We start from the raw sequence: 18,709 nt of genomic DNA, 5'->3' as shown, positions 1-18,709 counted from the left end.
TCATCTTCGAGTACTCGCACTAAGGGATTCTCCAAGACTATCTCCGCCCGCATGCCTTGAGTTATACGTCTGTGGAAGACCGTGACATAAGTTGGAGTTACGACAGGGGAGAAGCCGCGAACGTATGACGCTTCCTCAACGGATTCTATGAGAAGTTTTACCGGATAATGTGGTCTTCCGTCTTTCGGAGTGTAGACAGTCGATCCCGAGAGTCTACTGAGTTCGTCGACAGTCTCTCCCACGTGTTCAAGAAAGGGTTCGAGTTCTTCGACTGTCTTTATATGGTGTGTGAACTCAGACAGCCCATCGAGAACAGCCTCGCCTTTCGGAGTGAGTCCGAAAGTATCGTCGTCTCTGCGTACGAGATTACGGTTTCTCAGAAACTTCATCTTACGGTGGAGAGTCGACCTCGATCCATCGACGTGATCCTCCAGATCGTCCATCTGGTCTTTTCCCTGTCTAATTCCGTCGAGAATTTCTGCGGAGTCGAAGAGTCCATGAAGGTAGTCGATATCGACGTCCCGACCAGACATGGCTACGGTTCACAAAGAGGGTACTAAGCATTTCTGGTTGGGTTAGAAATCGAGATAGAGGTAACGAAAATTAGGAACGCAGAAACTCTAACGTTAACGTATTACGTCGACGTTCGCGGAGTTCTTCTTCACCGAGTCGTCTCCGCCGTCGCTCGTCGACGTCGTCTTGCTCGCGCTCGTCATCTGTGATCCGAGAACCTGCGAGCTCTGGACTCCGGTCATTATAGCCATTACACGTACCTTCGAGTCGTAGTCCTCCTGTATACGTGCTCCCCAGATGACGTTCGCCGACGACCCGAGACGCTCTGTGATGTTCTGTGCGATCCCCTCAGCCTCTCCGAGCGTGAGGTCGGGTCCTCCCGTGATATGTACGAGGCTTCCCGAGGCTCCGCGGTAGTCGACGTCTAAGAGCGGATGGTTGAGAGCGTCCTCGACGACTGCGTCTATCTTGTTCTTGTCCTGTGTCTCTCCGACGAGCATCACCGCGACTCCGCCCTGGTTCATGATAGTCGTCATGTCGGCGTAGTCGAGGTTGATGAGGCTCGGCTGTGTGATGGTCTCCGAGATTCCCTTGACCGTCTCGGCGATTATCTGATCCATCACAGAGAAAGCCTTGCTTATCGGAAGGTTGGGGACGTAGTCGAGGAGTCTGTTGTTGTCGAGGACGATTATCGAGTCCGCCTCCTTCCTCAGGTTTTCGAGTCCCTGCTTAGCCTTAGACGTCCTCGCGCGTTCGACGTCGAACGGCGTGCTCACCATTCCGAGGACTATAGCACCCTGATCCTTGGCTATCTTGGCGACGACGGGTGCGGCACCCGTACCTGTTCCGCCACCCATTCCGGCGGTGACGAAACACAGGTCGGCGTCCTCAAGTATGTCCTTGAGAGTGCCGCGTGCCATCTCAGTCGCACGCTCACCCATCGAGGGGTCGCCTCCAGCACCGAGTCCGTTGGTGAGTGACTTGCCGACCAGAATCTTAGTGTCGGCTTCGATCATCTGAAGATGCTGTTTATCGGTGTTGATGGCGATCGTCTCAGCCCCCTCAGCACCGATATTATACAGGCGGTTTACAGTGTTGTTGCCCGCACCCCCACATCCGACGACCACTATGTTGGGGTCGCCGAAGTCCTCGGCGTTCTGCTTCATCTCCTTTTCTTTCTCGTCGTTTTCAAGAGCCTCTTGTACTATGTCTTCCATGTCTTACACTCTCGCAAGTCTTCTGTCGTCGGGGTCTGTGTCTCTGTCCGTAACCATGTTCCGTACGGCGGCTCTGATAGCCTCGCTCCTATTGGGGAACTCCCCCTTGTCAACTAGGTCTTCGACAGCGTCTATCTGCTGTTCGGGTATTCTTAGTGTAACTCGTTCCATTTTTGCCCTCCTCCCTCTGTCTCTGGGAGACTTCCGGTTTTCTGAGGATCCTTCTGTCGTTTCAAGCGTGTGATCGGATCCACTGTCACACACTTGTAAGACGATGTCTTACGAATTACCCTTATTGACTAATCCCATATAAAACTTTCCCGGAATTCAGAAAATTTGTCTTACTTGCTCTCGGGAGATTGAGCGGGAGAAGTGCGCCGACCGCATGACGGGCAGAACCTCCAGTCGCTCCGCACCTCGTCACCACATTCGCAGAACACGCGTGAGACCTTTGTGCCACAGTTGGGACAGTAGACACAGTCGTCGTCAAGGCTCTCGCCACACTGGCTGCACGACGACACGGCGTCTATGTCAGACAGTCGGTCAGACTGAGCGCGAGACTGCGACTCTGGGTTCGGATCGGTCTGAGAGGTGAAAGCGTCGGTGTCACGGAGTTTTTCGTCTATTATCTCTTCGACCCTCTGAGATATCAGACTGTCGAGCGACTCGGAAGTATTACGTGTCTCACGCGGACGTGAACACGAGTCGAGGTAGTCACGGAGAGCACGTCTCATTATCTCCGAACGCGACTCGTCGATACGGTCGACCCTCTCTATGAGGTCGTCGCTGACACGGAAAGTTATCTTACTGTCTCTCATCGTCTAACACCCACGAAGGCTTCTTACGTGACATCTCGCCTATCTCGTCGGAGAGTCTCACAGCTTCCTCCTCCAAGACGTCGGATACTATCTCCGAGAGAGGGGTCTCGAAAGCCTGTGTGTACCTCTCGTAGAAGTCGTAGACCTCGGGGTCGATCTCGAACTCGACCTGCATCCGTTTTCCGTCGGCTGTCTTAGCCTCTTCGTCCTCAAGTCTGTCGTATATATTCCCGAGACGCGGATAGATCTCGTCTTCGAGCTTCTGTTCTACGACTTCCTCGATGGTGTCAGACGGCGCGTCAGAGTCAGAGCCGGAGCCTGAGAACTCCTCGACACCCAGATGTGACTTGAGAGCCCGTCTTACGACCTCACTCCTGACGTCGCCCTCGGAGTCGACCTCCTCGAGGAGGTCATCGTCGACACGGACGTTGATACGTCCCATTATAGGAACCTAATAATAGCAGACATATAAATCTATCCCGAGTGTCATACATACGTCATCCGCGGCTGAGTCCCCTCTCAGCCACCTCTGTGTTGAGCTCGTCACGAACCATCTCACCCGTCTCGTGGTCGTTGGCTGTCGTCACAATGCGGTTCTCCTGTACCGAAGAGCCGTCACGTATCAGGAGACGTAGGTTGCCGTTGGTGTCGGAACGCGTGACCTTCGCACCGAATCCGCCGCTCGAGTTGCTCCCCGCGGCGTTTATGGGTCCGGGGACGATCTTCTTGACGTTGGGGTGTTGTGTCACAGCCTTCACGGCTTCGAGACCCTTTGACTCGCCTATCAGGGTTGTGTGGCTCCCGCCTATCTTCTCGTTGGGAGGCTTGTCGACGACCTTGAGTCCCGCGGGTTCGTCGTCGAGAACCGACTCGACCGACTCGTCGCCGCGTATACGTTCGACTGTGTGGTGAAGCCGTACACGTATCTCGTCTATGACCTCTCTAGTCCCGCGGGCGTAGACCTCCTCCACTCGTTTACGTCTTACTTCGTCAACGATGAGACCCGCGTAGTTACGTATCTGTCTCCTCTCCTCGTCGGGATCGTCATCCTCAGGTACTGTGGTTACAGTAGTCCTACCTACGATCTCGGAGCCGTATGACACAGTAATACGCGTCCTTTCGCGTCCGACCTCCAGGAAGACGGCGTCGGCGTTCGGGGTGCGGCAGACGAGACAGTAGTCGCCGGGTTTCTCGATAGACGCGCCGCACCTTCTGCAGTCCATACAGCCATTTTCTTCTGGCTCCTATTACACGTGTCGGTGTCTAACCCCGTCAGCACGACATGAGTATGAGAGTCAAACCCGGCTCTCTTAGCAAGAGTTAAGTTTTCACCCTATCTACGGAGTAATGGAGTACCCGCCCTAGCTCAGTCTGGTAGAGCGGTCGACTGTAGATCGACTGGTCCTCCGTTCAAATCGGAGGGGCGGGATTCCCACTCCGATATGAACAGGGAGCGAACTAGCGACCGTGTTCAAATCGGAGGGGCGGGACTTCCGCTTCGACCGGAGCCGCAGGTCGGAAGTGGATGAGAAGAAAAGCAAGACTTATACGGTGTCTTGTAAAACGTATATGTGTAAGCCCGAATGGTGTAGTGGCCCATCATACGACCCTGTCACGGTCGTGACGCGGGTTCAAATCCCGCTTCGGGCGCTTCAATTTCAATTTCATTTCCTTAATCCAGCTCTCGTAAGAACCCATTAGTCAGTATTGTCCTACACGTCACGGAACCTCGGTGCTCCTAGTGGGACTGTTATCACGGGAGTGGAGGACATGTCGAGTAGCTTATGCGCAGTCGTATCGGTCTCGCCGCCTCTTCTGTGACTTACACGTGTATGACCCATAACGACGAGGTCGTAGTCATCTGCCTCGTCGGCGAGGTATCCCGCGACGTCTTCGTACTCGACGGGGTCGTTCCTGAGCTCAGTTGTTACGTCGATCCCCGACTCACGTAGGCTCGACGCGAAGCTCTCGAACGACTGTCTGTGCTCCTCGACGTCTGACTTGCCCTCGTCCTGGAGTGTCAGCGACAGGAGATGGACGTCTGCGTCGAACTCGGACGCTATTGCCTCGGCGTGCTCACGGAGTTCGTTCTGGTCGAGGAGGTAGAAGCTCACGGGAAAGAGTATGTCGTCGTACATGGCGAAGCATAAGAGCCGGGGTGTCTTTTATCTTTGTGTGGTAACAGACAGGAGTAGTCTTGAGATCGCTCTGGAGGAGGTCGGAGGCTTCGAGGAGCCATCCCCGAGTCTCGAACAGTACGCCACTCCTGCCGACTTAGCGAGCCACGTCTTACATTTCGCATACATGCAGGGAGACATAGAGGGGAAACAGGTCGTCGACCTCGGCTGTGGCACGGGAGTCCTATCGGTCGGCGCGGCTCTCTTGGGCGGGGATGTCTTGGGAGTCGACATCGACACCGCGGCTGTCGGGAGGGCGAGACAGAACGCCGCCACTGTGGGAGTCTCCGACCTGACCGACTGGGTAAACGCCGACGTCGGCGATCTCTGTCTCCGACTCGAAGACGTGACCGTGGTTATGAACCCGCCGTTCGGTGCACAGAGACGCGGTGCCGACAGACCCTTCCTCGAAAAGGCAACAGAGATTGGAGACGTCATATACAGTATACACAACGAGGGAAGCCGCGACTTCGTCGAGGGGTTCCTGGGAGACAGGGGAGAGATCACACACGGCTTCGCGGCGAAGCTCCGGGTTCCCCACCAGTTCGAGTTCCACACAGAGGAGAGCCGGGAGATAGACGTCGAGGCCTACCGCATAGAATAACAGATGTCAATTGTCACTGAGACGTCCGACTACTGCGCGGGTCTCCCCTGATACGTCTGACGCGACTATGGTCGAGTTCTCGACACGAAGTTCTACACCGAGTGCGCGAGGCGTCGAGTTGGGAGACAGTCTGACAGTCGACGACTCGTCGGAACGGCTGAGGACAGCCGTGTAGTTACGTCCCGAGACACCGACCGAGACGTTAGTTCGGTTTATACGCACTCCGGTCGGCGCGGGAGGTGACTCGTAGAGAAGGGTTCGGCTGTCTTCTCGGCTAGTTCTGAGGAGGACAGAGTACGCGGTGTCGCCCGACGGGGTCGAGACACCTGTTCGTTCGACAGTGACTCGCGTCTCGGCTCGGAGGTCACCGACGTAGAAGGTTACAGACGTCTCCGAGGCGAGCTCCGACGACGGAGTCTTGAGGAGCCAGATTCCCCTGTCACGGTCGGTGAGTACGACGCCCGAGGCGTTCCAGCTCTGGTCAAATCCGGGGATAGGTGTGACACGTCGAACATGTGTCGAGTTGTGATAGCTTATCTCGTAGCCCTCGACGTCGACAGCCGTAGACTGTGTAGTATCCGGCTCGGTGCTGGTGGTGTCGACGACACCTACCGACGACGCAGTCACACCAACCGCGACGAAACAGATGACGAGAACCGGAAGGAGTAGGGCTATATAGCCGTAGCTTCCGAGACTAATCCTGTCTGTGACGACGTTAGAGGGTATCGGCGGCTCCGACCTGACTGCGAAAGCCGCTCCTACGCCTCCGAGTAGAGCGAAGCTGAGCCCGAGCGACTGGTAAAGGACATACGAGGATCCGTCGGCTACCCAGAGGGCGTATATGCCCTCGAAGACGCCGACTACTACCACCGACGCGCCGACCTTGACGGGTTTTAGGTCTCGGATTCTGTCTTCGAGACCCATATCTGAACCAAGGAGAGCCGCCGCGCCTAAGACGCCTACGAAGAAGCCGAGTATGTGACTCTCGACTGATATCTGTGCCCACCAAGGGGTCACGAACTCCTCGGAAGCCGTCTGGGTAACTACGGGATGCTGGAGTATCGAGACAGCCGAGTCGAGGACTGTGGTGACTGTGACGAGAACCACGGCTCTGACGGGGTAGAAGACTGTCACGAATCCTATGACTCCGAAGACCACACCCGAGAAGCCGACTGTGGGACCCGCCGAGAAAGCAGCCGTAAATACGCCGAGTAGGTAGAGTACAGCGGCGAATCCAAGGGCGCGTAAGACGGGTCTCGTCCTCCTCGCGCGGTGTCCGACGACGTACTCCGCGACCGGTGAGAAGACGGCTGTCGCGACGAGGTTCGAGGTAATATGTCCGATGTTGGCGTGTGAGATGGGACTCGTCATGAAGCTGAGAGGGTACGAGTACGACCACGAGTAGTACGGTACGACGAGGGGATTCGAGGCGTGCCACAGTCCCCTCTGTGCGAAGGCGTAGAAGCCTATGTTGACACCGGTTATGAGAAGGGTTCCGAGGGGAAGACCCCAGACGAGACGTTCCTTCGCTGTCTCGTAGACACCGAATAGGTAGTCGCGCTCAAGCAGGTATACGGCGGCTAACGTCACCGAGACGGAGAAGACGAAAACGAGGTTCGAGATCAGATCTTCGTCCACGTAGACACTTAGTTGGTCTCGGCATATATTACTGTTCTAATCAGAAAGCTTCAAACGCCTCACCTACGTAGACGGTGGCATGAACATAACAGTCCTCTCGAAGACCGACACAGAGGTCGAGGTCGAGATAGGGGGAGAGGGACACACGTTTCTCAACGTCCTCAAGGACGCGCTTCTCAACGTCGAAGGCGTAGAGGCGGCGAGCTACGACATGAATCCCGAACAGAGCGGGGGCAACACAGAGCCGATACTCTATGTCAAGACCGACGACTCGGTCGATCCACTCGACGCCGTCTCTGAGGCGACCGACGGCATAAAGGAAGACGTCTCCGAGTTCAAGGACGCTCTGGCTTAGTTATTTTTAGTCAGACGCAGAACCACGAGCTCCTCGAAGAATAGGCTACTTCTCGCGGCTTGGGCGACACCGAAGCCCTCGTCGCTCGCGCGCTGGGTGACCTCTCGTATCCCCGTCTTGCTGCTGACCAGAAGTAAGACAGTGCCGTCGTCGGCGAGAACCCTTCCGACAGTTTCGAGAAACTCGACGGTGACACTGCGTCCCGTCTTTCCCGAGGTGAGAGCCTCGTCGATCCAAGACCACGACCGGGACTCGTCCTCGTCGTCTCTCTCCGGTAGATAAGGCGGGTTGAAGACGACGTAGTCGAACTCCCAACAGACGGCGTCGACGAGATTTGTTCTCACGGCTTCGACACCTCTATGGCTCGCCTCTCTGACCGCGTGAGGGTTGATGTCGGTCGCGACGACCTCGGCGGACGTCTTCTCGTCTATCTTGTGTGAGACGAATCCCGACCCCGTGCCGACTTCGAGTAGCTTACCCCCGTCTATCTCGTCTAAGCAGGCTTCGAGAAGAAGATGGGTGTCCTCAGACGGAGGATAGACCTCATCGGATTCGAAGTTACTGTCGCTGCCGCGGTCGTCCTCCATCCTTAGGAGTAGACGGTGTTGACTATCTCAGCGTACTCCTCGGGAGTTATCTTACCCGGACGTTTCCGGAGCGTGTCGTCGGAGAGACGTGAGACCGCCTCCTCAGGGTCTTCTATCCCGGTTATATGTGTCGTGTTACGTATACAGTTCCTGACTGTCTTACGTCTCTGTGTGAAGACTCCCCTGAGGAAGTCGAGGAAGACGTCGTCGTCGACTTCGAGGTTGTAGTCGGGGTCTCTCGGTTCGAGACGTAGGACAGCACTCTCGACCCCTGGCTGAGGGTCGAACGAAGACGGCGCGACTATCTCCTCTATAACCGGCTGAGCGTAATGGCGCGCAGTCACTGACAGACGTGAGTAGTCGTCGTCGCCGGCTTGAGCCACGACCCTCTCGGCGAACTCCCTCTGGACGGTCACGACTAAGGGCTTTCCGAGGGGCAGGAGACGGAAGAGTATGGGACTCGAAGCCGAGTAGGGGAGGTTCGAGACACAGACGTCGAACTCAGGCAGGTCGACTTCGAGTACGTCTCCCTCTATCACCTCGACCTCAGCCTCGACCGACGCGAACTCGTGTCTCAGGAAGTCGGCGAAGTCGGAGTCTAACTCGACGGCTGTGACCTTCTCGTACCTCTCGGCGAGACGTGACGTGAGTACGCCCGCGCCGCCGCCTATCTCTAAGCAGTGGTCGTCGGGGTTCGAGACTGAGTCAGCGTATCCGACTATACGGTCGAGGAGGTCGTCGTCGACGAGGAAATGCTGATCCCTCGTACGGTCGGGACGTATCCCGGATTTCCTCACGAGATCCTTCGCCTTCATGTCACCTTGCGAATACCCTGTACTTGAGATCCTCGTCCTTTATCTCGTTGACTATCCTCTCGGCGAGAATCTCCCTGACGTTATGGAGACCGCCGACCCTGTCCTCTATCTCGTCTAAGCTCTCGAACTCCTCGTCACGTCTCTCCTCAAGTATGCCGTTACGTATCTTCTTGCCTATCCCGGGAAGAAGGTTAAGCTGGTGGAGACGCGTCGTGATAGAGCCCGCGGTGTTGAAGAACTCGACGTACCTCTCCTCGTCGTCATCTATTATAGCCTTGACACCGTACTCAAGCTCCGCCTTCGCGCCCTGTGTCAGATCCTCGTATCCGAGACGTCTCTTGACCCTCTCTATTCTTTCCCTCTCACCCTGACCTACGTAGACGAAGTCGCCTATCTTGATAAGCGCGTCTTCCCTCGCGGCGAGTTCGAGAAGCGTGAAGTTATCGCTTCCGACGCCCTGTACTATGGGTTCGTTGTGCGTCCTGTCCTCTGCGTGACCCTGGGGTAGGAAGTCGAGAACGTAGACGTACTCCTCTCTTTCGGTGTCAGACATTGATGTTCTGAGTAATATATAACCTATAAAAACTTATAACTAAGTGCTGTGGCTGTCCCCTCAGCGGTACTTCGCGACTACGTCGAGTATCTCGTCGAGTTCGTCACCCGTGAGTGTGTACCTCTCCTCTGCGAATATAGAACGTATCTCGTCACGTGTCGCGGGGAGGAGGTCGGCGATCTTGTGCGCGACGAGTTGGTCGACCTTCTCGAACTCCGAGACCTCGTCTATGAGTTCACGCGCCTCTTCCGCCTCTAACTCGGCGAGTTCGTTGGCGTGGTCTATCGCGCGTCTGAGCTCGTAGCTCATCTCACGATCCTGGTCGGCTCTCTCCTCCGAGACCTCGTTGAGAACCTCCTTTACCTCGGCGAGGCTGACGTACTCCTCGTCGAGCTTCTCCTTTACTATCATGTCTCAGTCACTCTGAGGCTTGAGGTGCTGTGGCTTTACGAAGAGTGTCTTCTTCTTGTCTCCGTCGTGTATCTCGACCTCGAAGGCAGTTCCCTGTTCTCCGACGACGACCCCCGTCTCGCCGTGGAACCTGGGGTTGGGACGTCCCTCGGGAACACTCGGGTCTATGGCTACGTGGACGTTCTGACCCTCGTCGAACTCCTGTACTGCACGGCTAGGCGGGCTCTGTCCCCTGTCGCGCGGGTCGTTGCGCAGCTTGTTACGTGTCTTCTTCTGAGGTCCTTTAGAGTTGGGCATGTCTTTACGGTGGTGTGCTACGGACATAAGGCTTTTTGTAACCGTTTGTGCGTCGTCTGACGCGCGCCTGAGATGTATTACCACGCACACCGGAAGGGCGTCTGAGATCTACCCCGTCGGTGTACTGCGTTTTAGGCTGAGGGAGTATATAGATCCGTTAATAGCATACCTAAAGTATATATATTAGAGTTACTGAGACTCAAATGAGTACGGAGGAACTGCAAAGTTGGCACAAGAAAGCATATCGGGATTCCGTAAGGAAGGAACGTGGGAGGAAGTAGTCGAACACGGCGAGGAGATAACTCGTATCATGAAAGACGCAGACGCAGACGCAGACGTCGAAGGCAGTAACTTCGACGACTGGCAAGAGTGGCGTCCCAAGAACAAGGACGACATGGGAGACGATATAGTGGAAAAGACAGCAAAGAAAGCGAGCATAGACCCCGATGGCGACTCGGGTCTCAAGAAGGCAAGTAAGAAGCTCTTCTGTAGCCTCGAAAAGGCGGTTTATGAGAACGTCATGGGGAAGGCGTCACCGTGCTACTTCGACAACGACCTCGTGAGCGCCAACATAAAGGACACGTCGGGTAGGATAGGCGACAGTGAGACGTTCGCTCTGGAAGTCGATGTCTACGACGCCGATCTCAAGGACGAGATAAGACAGAATCTAGAATAAAACACTTAGAGCTTTTCTTATAAATGGTCGAAGTTGAAGAGACAAGACGAAGCTAATTTATACACGAAGAGTGACGCCAAAGATACATCAAGACAATGGTAGACAGACACAGTAGTGAACTGTTCTCGGAAAGGAGGACATGTGTGGGACGAAGAGGTGAAGGAAGATGGATCTAATTCTACTGCCGGCTCTCGTGATATCGTTCTTCGTGGCAGCAGTCACGGGAGCAGTCAGCATTCCGGTCGCGATGGCTCCCGCGGTGGGGTCGAACACGACGGGAGTTATGAGGGCGGCGTTCCTCGTGGGTATATTCGGCTTCTTGGGCGCTGTCGCACTCGGAGCGGGAGTCGCGTCGGGGATAGGAAGTAATATAGTCAACGGAGAGCTTCAGCTTGCGACGACAGTAATCGCGCTCTTCGTGATAGGATTCTACGTCGCCTTAGGTCTCATAAAGGAGTATCCGATACCCGCGGCGTTTACGTCGTTCGGAAGCGTCGCAGGCGCGGGAATAGCGCAGGGTCTGACCCCCAACATGGGATACTGGACGACTGCGTTCGTGTCGTGGATAGGAATGGGGGTCGCGGCGATAATCATATCTTGGGTTCTGACAGTCGCACTCAGGAGGTACGTCGAAAAGACAGACAGGTCGGTCTCTGTGATGGAGAAGATAATACTCTTCTCGGGGATAGTCTTCGCCTTCATAGGAGGCGGAAGTCAGGTCGGACTCGCAGTCGGACCTCTCGTAGCCCCGTTTACGGATCTGGGATACGGAATCACTCCGCTTCTCGCCTTCGGTGGCTTAGGACTCCTCGTCGGAGCGTGGGTCAGAAGCCCCGTGATGCTCAACGCAGTCGGTAGGCAGTACTCCGACATGGGAACCAGAACCTCGATCTCGATACTCTTCTCGGCGATACCCCTCGTCCAAATTGTTGCTAACGTCTTAGGCGTCCCCGTCTCGTTCAACCAGATAATCATAAACAGCATAATGGGTAGCGGATTCGCCGGAGATGGTAGCTCAGTCGACAAGAAGAGAATGGCATACACCGTCGGAGCCTGGATAGCCTCGCTCTTCGCGTCGTTCGGGACGGCATACGGCATCTACTACGTCGTATTCGATGTCGTCTAAAAAGGAGTAGATCGCCAGATAGGAAGACCGAAGAACTGAGAGAGGGTTCTACTCTTTCTGTTTGGGCTCGCGCTCGCCGACAGGAAGGGGAACTGTCGGCACTTACAGATTAGTAAGCCGTCTTATTAGTCTTAGTGGTAGGTTACTCGAAGACCGAGACCGAAAGAATCGGACTGTCGGGAGTCGTCGCGGGGAGTCAGGCTTCTAAGAGACCGAGTATCTTCCTCGACTTGTCGGTCGGCTTCGCTGTTCCGTCGGAGTCGGTCTCGACGAGCCCCCATCTCTCGTAGCTCTCTATGTAGTTCTCGACGGGCTCGTCGGCGTCTACCTCGTTTCTTATCTCGTCGGGAGTCGCGGGAAGTGTTTCGAGTATCTCATGTGTCACAGACCCCGAGTAGTCAGAGATAGCCGAGACCGCCTGTGAGAGAGGTCCCACGCACGTGTTGGGGTTACAGAACTCCTCACACTTGTCACGGCTCAGAAGGTTGTATGTCACGGCTGCCTCCCTTCCCTTCGACGTTATAGAGTAGAGGTCGCCGTCGGTCTCGACGAAGCCGTCGTCTATGAGTTCCTTGAGACGTCTGTCGACCATGCTGGGATTGATCCCGAGGTAGTCCTCTATCTCTGAGAAACGTGACTCCCCGTTCATACAGAGATAGACAATAATACCCTCGCTCTTCGAGTACGAGAGGGTCTTGAGCATAGACGAGATAAGACGCCGAGAGAGGATAAGCTTACTGATTAGTACGCTACACGCGTTTCGCGGCTTCGAGAGCTATCTCTATGATACGTCCGACACCGGCGCGCGCCTCCTCGGGAAGCTCGTCGTCGTCCTCTGTCTCGCCCTTCTGTTCTCCTGCTACGAGGTTTCCGTCGACTGCGAGGACGGCTCCGGCTCTCACACCGCGTCTCCTTGCAAGAGTGAAGAGAGCCGACGCCTCCATCTCGACCGAGAGCATTCCCGCCTCCTCCCAGTCTCTCGCGGGCTCGTCCTCAGCGTAGAAGGCGTCGTCTGTGACTACCGACCCGACGTGAACCTCGTGTCCTCCCTCGTCGGCGGCATCGACGAGAGCATTCGTGACACCGAGAGACGGTACGGCAGGATACTCGACGTCCTCGTACCTCTTGGTAGTCCCCTCGTACTTCGCCGAAGCAGTCGGTATTACGACGTCACCCGTCGTCACGTCCTCCTGAAGACCACCCGTAGTACCGGGACGTATGAGTGTCTCGGCACCGATCTTGACTAACTCCTCGACTGCGACCGCGGCACTCGGGCTTCCGACCCCCGTCGAACAGACTGTCACGGGCTCGCCGTCGTAGACTCCGTTGACGAGCCTGTACTCGCGGTTGTGTGAGACTACCTCTACGTCTTCGAGTCTCTCGGCTATTCTGTCGACCCTGTCGGGGTCTCCGGGGACGAGAACCGTCTGGTTTATGTCGCCCTCGGAGGCGAGTATGTGAGGCTGTTTTACCTCGGTGTCACCGTCTTGTGTCATACGGCTTCTGTGGTACCGATAAGTAGAAAAAGCTTCCGAGGGATACCCTAACCAGATGGACGTTCCCAAATCTTCAGATTCGCGTGCACCCGAGAATGGGGGTTCTCGGAACCCAGAGAAACTCGGCTCGGCGATAGACCACACACTCCTCGACAAGGATCACACGACCGACGACGTCGACGAGGCTGTGAGAACGGCGGACGAACTCGGCATGAACATCTGTCTCCCACCTTCGAGGATCGAACGCGTACCAGCATCCTTCATGGGGGAGGTATGTAGTGTCGTCGGCTTCCCCCTCGGGTACAACGACACCGAGACGAAGGTATTCGAGGCACAGCGTGCATCCGAGGACGGAGCGACAGAGATAGACGTTGGGTGCAACGTGTCGCATCTGAAGTCGAGGAACTACTACGAGTTCAGGAGCGACGTCGAAAGAGTCGTAGAAGCCGCCGACGTCAGGGTAAAGGCTATAATAGAGACGGGTCTTCTCTCGAAGTCGGAGATAAAGAGGGCGTCTAAGCTGTGTGTAGAGGCGGGTGCCGACTACGTCAAGACGTGTTCGGGGTTTACGGACGGTGAGGCTACGCCGAGCGACGTGAGGACTATCAGAGAGGCTGTGGGCGAGGGGGTAGGCGTGAAAGCAAGCGGAGGAATAAGAACCTACTCCGATGTCGTCGAGATGGTGAGGGCGGGAGCGACACGTATAGGAAGTAGCTCAGGGAAGGAGATAGTCGAAGAGTTCAGTCAGAGTCAGAGCCGATGACGTAGTCGTTTACTGTGTTCCTGGGTATCAGAACCACCTCCTTCGCGTCCATTCTGCCGCCCTTGAGAGAAGCCGCGAGCCGTGTGGCTGTCTCGAACTCGACCGCCCTTACAGTACCGTCTATCTCGTAGGTCGTCTCGTCAGTCTGAGTCAGAGCTAAGTAGTCGTCGCCGAACTTCCTGTCCTCGTCGGACTTGTACTGGTACTCGTATTCGTCGCCCTCGGAGTCTCCGTAGGTTCCAGTCGACGTCGAGCGTGTTCCGACCGCAGTACGTCTTATCACCGAGTCGGCGGGGACGACCCATATCTCGGAGCCGTCTTCTACGTCTATCTCTCCGGCGTCACGTCTCTCCTCTATCATATGTACTATCTCGTCGGGGGTCGTCGCAGTCGCGGAGCCGACGTCGAGGAGGTACTCGTCGAGCTTGAGAAAGGCACGGAACTTTATGCCTCGCATTAACGGGCGTAGACGCCGAACGGGTTTTATACTATCGGTCGGTGACGAACGTAGATCTTCGGTATCACTCGAATATACTGAGTACGTCTTCAGTCATCCCCTCACGTGAGAAGACAGTGACCAAGTCATCCTTCTGTATACGTGTCTGACCCTTCGGGATTATCACATCGCCGTCCCTGTCGACCGCGACTATCAGGACTCCCTCGTCGAGGTATCCCTCATCGCCGGCTTCGGCTATCGTCATTCCGACCAGGTCTGAGTCCGCGCCGACGGGAATCTCGAATATCTCGGCTGTCTCTCCGACATGCATGAAGTCCTCGACCGAGGGACGCTGTACCGCTCGGAAGAGGTAGTCGGCGATGAGATGCTGGGGGTTTTCGAGGATGTTCGCGCCGACCCGTCGGAAGAGGTTGAGGTGTTCGGGGTTCTGGACTACGGTGACCCTTTGTGGTATGCCTATCTCCTCCGAGAGGAGGAGTACCATCATGTTGGTGGCGTCGGACTCCGTAGTGCAGATCACAGCGTCGGCTTCGTCGGCACCCGCGTCTTCGAGAACTGACTTGTCGCTCGCGTCCCCCTCGATCACGAGGCAGTCGTAGTCACGGCTCATCTTCTCGGCTCTCTCGGGGTCTTTCTCTATCACGACGGTGTCGACCCCGGCTTCGGTGGCGAGGTCTATGACCTGTGACCCTATGTCACCCGCGCCGACGACTATGAGGTACATAGACTCTAATCTCACGCCTTCCCTAAGTCTCTTTTCTAAGAGCTTTACGTAGTAGGTTGACAAGGAAGGCTCCGATGTAAGAGACTCCGAGAGCCGTAGTCAGGCTGTTTCTGCCCAAGACTCCTATGACGACAACCAAGACGGGAGCCACGAGTATGAGGGAGTCGAAGACCCTGTCGTCGGCTCCCATCTCGTATACAGTCCGGAGAACCGGGATTCGGTCTATGTCTATGTCCATGTCTCACCACTCCACCTCGATCTCCAGTTCCATCTCAGTCTTATACTCATACCTCGAATCCTCCCGTGATGCTCTTGAAGACGACGAGAACTGGTATTATCTCCAGGCGTCCTATCCACATATTGAAGAGTAAGAAGCTCTTGGCTACGATCGACATCTCGGGCGACGTGATACCCGCCGAGAGACCGACGTTGCCCTGTGCGCTCGCAACCTCAAAGATCACGTTTTCGAGGCTGTAGACGTCAGGAACCACAGACAGGAGGACGAAGACGCCGGCGAGTAGAAAGACGACCCAGAGGAACGATATTATAGCTGCCTCCTCAAGCTCGTGTGCGACCTCGGCATCGGAGAGCGTTCTTCCGTCGATTTCGAGATGTCTCACAGCCGTGTCGGGATAGAAGACACCCGCTATCCTGTAAGCAGTCCCCTTCGTGAGTGTGATAGCACGTATGACCTTTATTCCTCCGACCGTCGAACCCGCGGCGGCTCCTACCGTCATAGCCAACGAGATGAGTATCTGCGACTCCGCCGACCAGTCGCCGACAGCGCCCGTCTGGAACCCCGCACATGACGCCGCCGAGACGAACTGGAAAGCACCGTACCTGAACGACTCGAACGCCGATGAATAAGAGCCGTTGACGTAGAGGAGTGCCGAGAGCACGACGCTCCCGAGTGTGAAGATACCGATGACCCATCTAGTCTGTATATCGGAGACTACGCTTCTGAGGTTGCCCTGGAGAAGGAGGTAATGTACGGGGAAAGCCACACCTCCGACCGCCATCACGGGAATCACGGCGAAGTCTACCAGGGCACTGTCGTAGGTCGCTATACTGTTGTCGGTGACGCTGAATCCTCCCGTCGAGAGACCCGTCATGGCGTGGTTTACGGCGTCCCAGAGGGGCATCCCGGCGAGCCACAGTAGAAATACCGATACGAAGCTGTAGAGTACGAATATCCACCAGATGGTTCGTACTGTCGAGAGTATGCTCGGATGTATCTTCTCCGACCGCGCCTCGCTCCTGTAAAGAGTCAGAGATCCGCTCCCCGGGCGCGCGAGTATAGCCGTCGTGAGGACTATCACGCCGATGCCGCCGATCCACTCAGTGAAAGACCTCCACCACTGGAGCGTATGGGGCAGGACGTTCTCGTGACGTGTCATCGTGAGGCCCGTCCCCGTAAATCCGCTCATGCTCTCAAAGACGGCGTTGAGGGGCGACTTGAACGCCGCGACCGTCGAAGACATCTCTGGCGACCCGAGTAAGCCGGGATCGAGAGCGACCGTCCACGCTATCAGTACGAAAGGGAAAGACCCGAAGACTGCGACCACTCCCCAGCCCAAAGCGGCTATCACCATCCCGTGGAGCTTTCCGGGTTCCTCGGCGTCGGCGTACCTGCGTACGAGAAGGGTTCCAACGACGAACGGCACGAGTGCCGAGAGAAATAATCCAGGGACTGCATACAGCTCTCCCCAGACGAGAGGTACTAATATAGAGATTCCGACCGCCGCCGAGAGTGCCCTGAGTATGTTCCCGAGGTCGCGGAGAACCGTCTCCGACATCCAGACGGACGAGAGCTTCATCTTACTCCGACATCCAGACGGACGAGAGCTTCATCTTACCGTGTCGAAAGACACCGGATCTGAACATAAAACCTGAGGTTGGCGCTCTGGTATAGCGTAGACTAATAGAAGACAGTTCTTAAGTACGAAACCGTCGTGTTTTACGCCACTATTCAAGATGCGGGTTATAATAATAGGAGCGGGTCAGGTTGGGTCTAAGATCGCGGCGGAGCTCTCGAAGTCACACGAGGTCGTCGTGATCGACGCCGACAAGGAGAAGGTCGATGAACTGACCTACGCCGTCGACGCGATGTCGATACACGGTGACGGAACCGACACCGACGTTCTCGACGAGGCGGGCGTATCGGAAGCCGACATGACATGCTCATAGCCACTACCAACGAGGATCACGCCAACATAGTCGCGTGTACCACGGCGAAGACACTCTCCGACGTCTTCACTGTCGGACGTGTCAAGAGAACTCAGTTCCTGACGACATGGGAGAGATCGGAGAAGAAGGGAGCGATGGGCGTCGATTACATGGTCTGTTCGGATCTCCAGACTGCGAAGGCTGTGGTCTGGGTCACGACTTTACCCGCGGCGAAGGACGTCGATCTCTTCGCAGACGGACGTGTTCAGATGGTCGAGTTCGAGATAAATGAGGCGAGTCCCGTCGCGGGTATGACAGTAGAGAACGCTGATGTCCTCGACTCGTTAACCTTCGCGGCTCTCCTCCGGGACGGCGAGGTCATCCTACCAAGGGGTGACACCGTCATACGTGAGGGCGACTCGGTGATCGTAATAGGGAGCGTCGAGAGCACACAGAAGTTCAGCAACAGGCTGATGTCGGGGTCGATAGATGACGACAGCCACGACGAGGAACACGGCGACATAGTGATCGTCGGAGGGAGTCAGACGGGATACCACACGGCGCGTCTCCTCGAAGAACGCGGATACCAGCCTAAGCTCATCGAGTCTGACCCCGAGAGGGCGCGTCGTCTTGCCGAGGATCTTCCCGGAACCGTAGTGATGGAGAGCGACGCCACCGACATCGAGTTCCTGAAACGTGAGGGGATCGACAGGGCAGACGTCGTGATATCCGCCCTCGACACCGATGAGAAGAGCCTCCTCGTCTCGCTCCTCACGAAACGTCTGGGTGCCGAACGGTCGGTCGCAGTCGTCGAACAGGGATCGTACGTCGACCTCTTCGAGACAGTGGGTGTAGACGTCGGTGTCAACCCGAGGAAGATAACCGCCGAGAAGATCACGCGTTCACGCGTGACTACCGTGCCCAGAACCTCGCCGTGATAGGCGACGGAGAGGCGGAGATACTTGAGATAGAGATCGACGAAGACAGCCTACTTGCCGACAGCACCGTTGAGGAAGCCGCTGGGACTCTCGGATCAGGGGTCGTCTTCGGAACCATCACACGTGACGGAGGTTTCATAACACCCCGCGGTGGTACACGTATGCGAGCCGGCGACCACGTAGTAGTCTTCGTCGAGGACGAGCATCTCGACGAGGTTGCACCGATGCTGTGATGAAGTACGGTATCGACAGATTGATTCGTGTATTAGTTCGAGTTTGACACAACGGGATACAAATTGACATCCTCACCCGCCTGAAGGCGGGGGTGAATCCCAGTTGGGATATTAAGGTTTGCAGTCTACCCAACGGCTTCTTGCG

Annotated in this window: 24 protein-coding genes, 2 tRNA genes and 1 pseudogene; 8 read left to right on the top strand and 19 right to left on the bottom strand. The window is 56.1% G+C overall.

Features of this window, described 5'->3' with window-relative positions; translation table 11 throughout:
- The 6 genes from SV253_08675 to SV253_08650 form a co-directional block, all read right to left on the bottom strand.
- Window positions 1–533: hypothetical protein (locus tag SV253_08675; protein ID MDY6776126.1), on the bottom strand; the 533-nt coding region annotated here is incomplete at its 3' end.
- A gap of 93 nt (window positions 534–626) precedes the next feature.
- Window positions 627–1,730, bottom strand: a complete 1,104-nt coding sequence (ftsZ, locus tag SV253_08670; protein MDY6776125.1) for a cell division protein FtsZ — start codon at window positions 1,728–1,730, stop codon at window positions 627–629.
- 3 nt (window positions 1,731–1,733) lie between these two features.
- Window positions 1,734–1,901 (bottom strand): ribbon-helix-helix domain-containing protein, encoded by a 168-nt coding sequence (locus tag SV253_08665; protein MDY6776124.1) that lies wholly within the window; start codon window positions 1,899–1,901, stop codon window positions 1,734–1,736.
- Window positions 1,902–2,071: 170 nt separating this feature from the next.
- Window positions 2,072–2,548 carry a zinc-ribbon domain-containing protein gene (locus tag SV253_08660; protein MDY6776123.1) on the bottom strand — a complete coding sequence of 159 codons (477 nt, stop codon included), beginning with the start codon at window positions 2,546–2,548 and terminating at the stop codon, window positions 2,072–2,074.
- Entirely contained in the window at window positions 2,535–2,990 is a 456-nt protein-coding gene (locus SV253_08655; GenBank protein MDY6776122.1) for a hypothetical protein, read from the bottom strand. The genes SV253_08660 and SV253_08655 overlap by 14 nt, the downstream gene beginning before the upstream one ends.
- Window positions 2,991–3,045: 55 nt before the next feature.
- Window positions 3,046–3,771 carry a DUF2103 domain-containing protein gene (locus SV253_08650; GenBank protein ID MDY6776121.1) on the bottom strand — a complete coding sequence of 242 codons (726 nt, stop codon included), beginning with the start codon at window positions 3,769–3,771 and terminating at the stop codon, window positions 3,046–3,048.
- 132 nt (window positions 3,772–3,903) lie between these two features.
- Between SV253_08650 and SV253_08645 the strand changes: the two genes are divergently transcribed.
- Both SV253_08645 and SV253_08640 read left to right on the top strand, forming a co-directional pair.
- Window positions 3,904–3,977 (top strand) — tRNA-Tyr (locus SV253_08645).
- A 148-nt stretch (window positions 3,978–4,125) separates the two neighbouring features.
- Window positions 4,126–4,198 (top strand) — tRNA-Asp (locus SV253_08640).
- Between the two features lie 62 nt (window positions 4,199–4,260).
- Here the strand turns inward: SV253_08640 and SV253_08635 are convergent.
- Entirely contained in the window at window positions 4,261–4,686 is a 426-nt protein-coding gene (locus tag SV253_08635; protein ID MDY6776120.1) for a universal stress protein, read from the bottom strand.
- Between the two features lie 37 nt (window positions 4,687–4,723).
- Here SV253_08635 and SV253_08630 point away from each other — a divergent pair, with 37 nt between their 5' ends.
- Window positions 4,724–5,329 (top strand): METTL5 family protein, encoded by a 606-nt coding sequence (locus tag SV253_08630; protein MDY6776119.1) that lies wholly within the window; start codon window positions 4,724–4,726, stop codon window positions 5,327–5,329.
- 6 nt (window positions 5,330–5,335) lie between these two features.
- On the opposite strand, the gene SV253_08625 is transcribed toward SV253_08630, so the two are convergent.
- A complete protein-coding gene (locus SV253_08625) occupies window positions 5,336–6,967 on the bottom strand; it encodes a rhomboid family intramembrane serine protease (GenBank protein ID MDY6776118.1) in 1,632 nt (543 codons plus the stop codon).
- 79 nt (window positions 6,968–7,046) lie between these two features.
- Between SV253_08625 and SV253_08620 the strand changes: the two genes are divergently transcribed.
- Entirely contained in the window at window positions 7,047–7,322 is a 276-nt protein-coding gene (locus SV253_08620) for a DNA-directed RNA polymerase subunit L (protein MDY6776117.1), read from the top strand.
- On the opposite strand, the gene SV253_08615 is transcribed toward SV253_08620, so the two are convergent.
- Genes SV253_08615 through SV253_08595 form a run of 5 tightly spaced genes read right to left on the bottom strand, consistent with a single transcriptional unit; the run spans window position 7,319 to window position 9,985 of the window.
- A complete protein-coding gene (locus SV253_08615) occupies window positions 7,319–7,909 on the bottom strand; it encodes a HemK2/MTQ2 family protein methyltransferase (GenBank protein MDY6776116.1) in 591 nt (196 codons plus the stop codon). The two genes, SV253_08620 and SV253_08615, sit on opposite strands and share 4 nt — an antisense overlap.
- 2 nt (window positions 7,910–7,911) lie before the next feature.
- Complete coding sequence (gene rsmA, locus SV253_08610; protein MDY6776115.1) at window positions 7,912–8,724, bottom strand: 16S rRNA (adenine(1518)-N(6)/adenine(1519)-N(6))-dimethyltransferase RsmA; 813 nt, start codon at window positions 8,722–8,724, stop codon at window positions 7,912–7,914.
- Between the two features lies 1 nt (window position 8,725).
- The gene (locus SV253_08605) at window positions 8,726–9,277 is read right to left on the bottom strand and encodes a DUF655 domain-containing protein (protein ID MDY6776114.1); all 552 of its coding nucleotides are present in this window, start codon (window positions 9,275–9,277) and stop codon (window positions 8,726–8,728) included.
- Between the two features lie 60 nt (window positions 9,278–9,337).
- Complete coding sequence (locus SV253_08600) at window positions 9,338–9,688, bottom strand: RNA polymerase Rpb4 family protein (GenBank protein MDY6776113.1); 351 nt, start codon at window positions 9,686–9,688, stop codon at window positions 9,338–9,340.
- Between the two features lie 3 nt (window positions 9,689–9,691).
- The gene (locus tag SV253_08595) at window positions 9,692–9,985 is read right to left on the bottom strand and encodes a 50S ribosomal protein L21e (protein MDY6776112.1); all 294 of its coding nucleotides are present in this window, start codon (window positions 9,983–9,985) and stop codon (window positions 9,692–9,694) included.
- Window positions 9,986–10,211: 226 nt separating this feature from the next.
- Between SV253_08595 and SV253_08590 the strand changes: the two genes are divergently transcribed.
- Together SV253_08590 and SV253_08585 are read left to right on the top strand one after the other, a co-directional pair.
- On the top strand, window positions 10,212–10,661 hold the full coding sequence (locus tag SV253_08590) for a DUF5828 family protein (protein ID MDY6776111.1): 450 nt from the start codon (window positions 10,212–10,214) through the stop codon (window positions 10,659–10,661).
- Between the two features lie 166 nt (window positions 10,662–10,827).
- Window positions 10,828–11,787 (top strand): inorganic phosphate transporter, encoded by a 960-nt coding sequence (locus SV253_08585; protein ID MDY6776110.1) that lies wholly within the window; start codon window positions 10,828–10,830, stop codon window positions 11,785–11,787.
- 196 nt (window positions 11,788–11,983) lie between these two features.
- Here the strand turns inward: SV253_08585 and SV253_08580 are convergent, their stop codons facing one another.
- Both SV253_08580 and SV253_08575 read right to left on the bottom strand, forming a co-directional pair.
- Window positions 11,984–12,490, bottom strand: coding sequence for an ArsR family transcriptional regulator (locus SV253_08580; protein ID MDY6776109.1), 507 nt, complete (start codon window positions 12,488–12,490; stop codon window positions 11,984–11,986).
- Between the two features lie 46 nt (window positions 12,491–12,536).
- A complete protein-coding gene (locus tag SV253_08575; GenBank protein MDY6776108.1) occupies window positions 12,537–13,283 on the bottom strand; it encodes a nucleoside phosphorylase in 747 nt (248 codons plus the stop codon).
- Window positions 13,284–13,338: 55 nt separating this feature from the next.
- Between SV253_08575 and deoC the strand changes: the two genes are divergently transcribed.
- Window positions 13,339–14,046 (top strand): deoxyribose-phosphate aldolase, encoded by a 708-nt coding sequence (gene deoC, locus SV253_08570; GenBank protein MDY6776107.1) that lies wholly within the window; start codon window positions 13,339–13,341, stop codon window positions 14,044–14,046.
- Here the strand turns inward: deoC and SV253_08565 are convergent.
- From SV253_08565 to SV253_08550, 4 genes are all read right to left on the bottom strand, one after another.
- Window positions 14,024–14,503, bottom strand: coding sequence for a hypothetical protein (locus SV253_08565; protein ID MDY6776106.1), 480 nt, complete (start codon window positions 14,501–14,503; stop codon window positions 14,024–14,026). The genes deoC and SV253_08565 overlap by 23 nt on opposite strands.
- 64 nt (window positions 14,504–14,567) lie before the next feature.
- Window positions 14,568–15,227, bottom strand: a complete 660-nt coding sequence (locus tag SV253_08560) for a TrkA family potassium uptake protein (GenBank protein MDY6776105.1) — start codon at window positions 15,225–15,227, stop codon at window positions 14,568–14,570.
- 22 nt (window positions 15,228–15,249) lie between these two features.
- The gene (locus SV253_08555; protein MDY6776104.1) at window positions 15,250–15,465 is read right to left on the bottom strand and encodes a hypothetical protein; all 216 of its coding nucleotides are present in this window, start codon (window positions 15,463–15,465) and stop codon (window positions 15,250–15,252) included.
- Between the two features lie 46 nt (window positions 15,466–15,511).
- The gene (locus SV253_08550) at window positions 15,512–17,023 is read right to left on the bottom strand and encodes a TrkH family potassium uptake protein (GenBank protein MDY6776103.1); all 1,512 of its coding nucleotides are present in this window, start codon (window positions 17,021–17,023) and stop codon (window positions 15,512–15,514) included.
- 178 nt (window positions 17,024–17,201) lie between these two features.
- Here SV253_08550 and trkA point away from each other — a divergent pair.
- A pseudogene (gene trkA, locus SV253_08545) lies at window positions 17,202–18,564 on the top strand (Trk system potassium transporter TrkA).
- The last annotated feature ends 145 nt before the right edge of the window (window positions 18,565–18,709 follow it).

It is taken from the genome of Candidatus Afararchaeum irisae, assembly GCA_034190545.1.
GTDB classification, from domain to species: Archaea; Halobacteriota; Halobacteria; order Halobacteriales; family Afararchaeaceae; genus Afararchaeum; species Afararchaeum irisae.
This window is presented reverse-complemented; position numbering and strand designations above follow the sequence as displayed.

Excerpts from the sequence above, each read along its gene's own strand:
- ftsZ (MDY6776125.1), bottom strand. The coding sequence starts at position 1,730 with ATGGAAGACATAGTACAAGAGGCTCTTGAAAACGACGAGAAAGAAAAG.
- SV253_08665 (MDY6776124.1), bottom strand. The coding sequence starts at position 1,901 with ATGGAACGAGTTACACTAAGAATACCCGAACAGCAGATAGACGCTGTC.
- SV253_08660 (MDY6776123.1), bottom strand. The coding sequence starts at position 2,548 with ATGAGAGACAGTAAGATAACTTTCCGTGTCAGCGACGACCTCATAGAG.
- SV253_08655 (MDY6776122.1), bottom strand. The coding sequence starts at position 2,990 with ATGGGACGTATCAACGTCCGTGTCGACGATGACCTCCTCGAGGAGGTC.
- SV253_08650 (MDY6776121.1), bottom strand. The coding sequence starts at position 3,771 with ATGGACTGCAGAAGGTGCGGCGCGTCTATCGAGAAACCCGGCGACTAC.
- SV253_08635 (MDY6776120.1), bottom strand. The coding sequence starts at position 4,686 with ATGTACGACGACATACTCTTTCCCGTGAGCTTCTACCTCCTCGACCAG.
- SV253_08620 (MDY6776117.1), top strand. The coding sequence starts at position 7,047 with ATGAACATAACAGTCCTCTCGAAGACCGACACAGAGGTCGAGGTCGAG.
- SV253_08615 (MDY6776116.1), bottom strand. The coding sequence starts at position 7,909 with ATGGAGGACGACCGCGGCAGCGACAGTAACTTCGAATCCGATGAGGTC.
- rsmA (MDY6776115.1), bottom strand. The coding sequence starts at position 8,724 with ATGAAGGCGAAGGATCTCGTGAGGAAATCCGGGATACGTCCCGACCGT.
- SV253_08605 (MDY6776114.1), bottom strand. The coding sequence starts at position 9,277 with ATGTCTGACACCGAAAGAGAGGAGTACGTCTACGTTCTCGACTTCCTA.
- SV253_08600 (MDY6776113.1), bottom strand. The coding sequence starts at position 9,688 with ATGATAGTAAAGGAGAAGCTCGACGAGGAGTACGTCAGCCTCGCCGAG.
- SV253_08595 (MDY6776112.1), bottom strand. The coding sequence starts at position 9,985 with ATGCCCAACTCTAAAGGACCTCAGAAGAAGACACGTAACAAGCTGCGC.
- SV253_08585 (MDY6776110.1), top strand. The coding sequence starts at position 10,828 with ATGGATCTAATTCTACTGCCGGCTCTCGTGATATCGTTCTTCGTGGCA.
- SV253_08580 (MDY6776109.1), bottom strand. The coding sequence starts at position 12,490 with ATGCTCAAGACCCTCTCGTACTCGAAGAGCGAGGGTATTATTGTCTAT.
- SV253_08575 (MDY6776108.1), bottom strand. The coding sequence starts at position 13,283 with ATGACACAAGACGGTGACACCGAGGTAAAACAGCCTCACATACTCGCC.
- deoC (MDY6776107.1), top strand. The coding sequence starts at position 13,339 with ATGGACGTTCCCAAATCTTCAGATTCGCGTGCACCCGAGAATGGGGGT.
- SV253_08565 (MDY6776106.1), bottom strand. The coding sequence starts at position 14,503 with ATGCGAGGCATAAAGTTCCGTGCCTTTCTCAAGCTCGACGAGTACCTC.
- SV253_08560 (MDY6776105.1), bottom strand. The coding sequence starts at position 15,227 with ATGTACCTCATAGTCGTCGGCGCGGGTGACATAGGGTCACAGGTCATA.
- SV253_08555 (MDY6776104.1), bottom strand. The coding sequence starts at position 15,465 with ATGGACATAGACATAGACCGAATCCCGGTTCTCCGGACTGTATACGAG.
- SV253_08550 (MDY6776103.1), bottom strand. The coding sequence starts at position 17,023 with ATGTCGGAGACGGTTCTCCGCGACCTCGGGAACATACTCAGGGCACTC.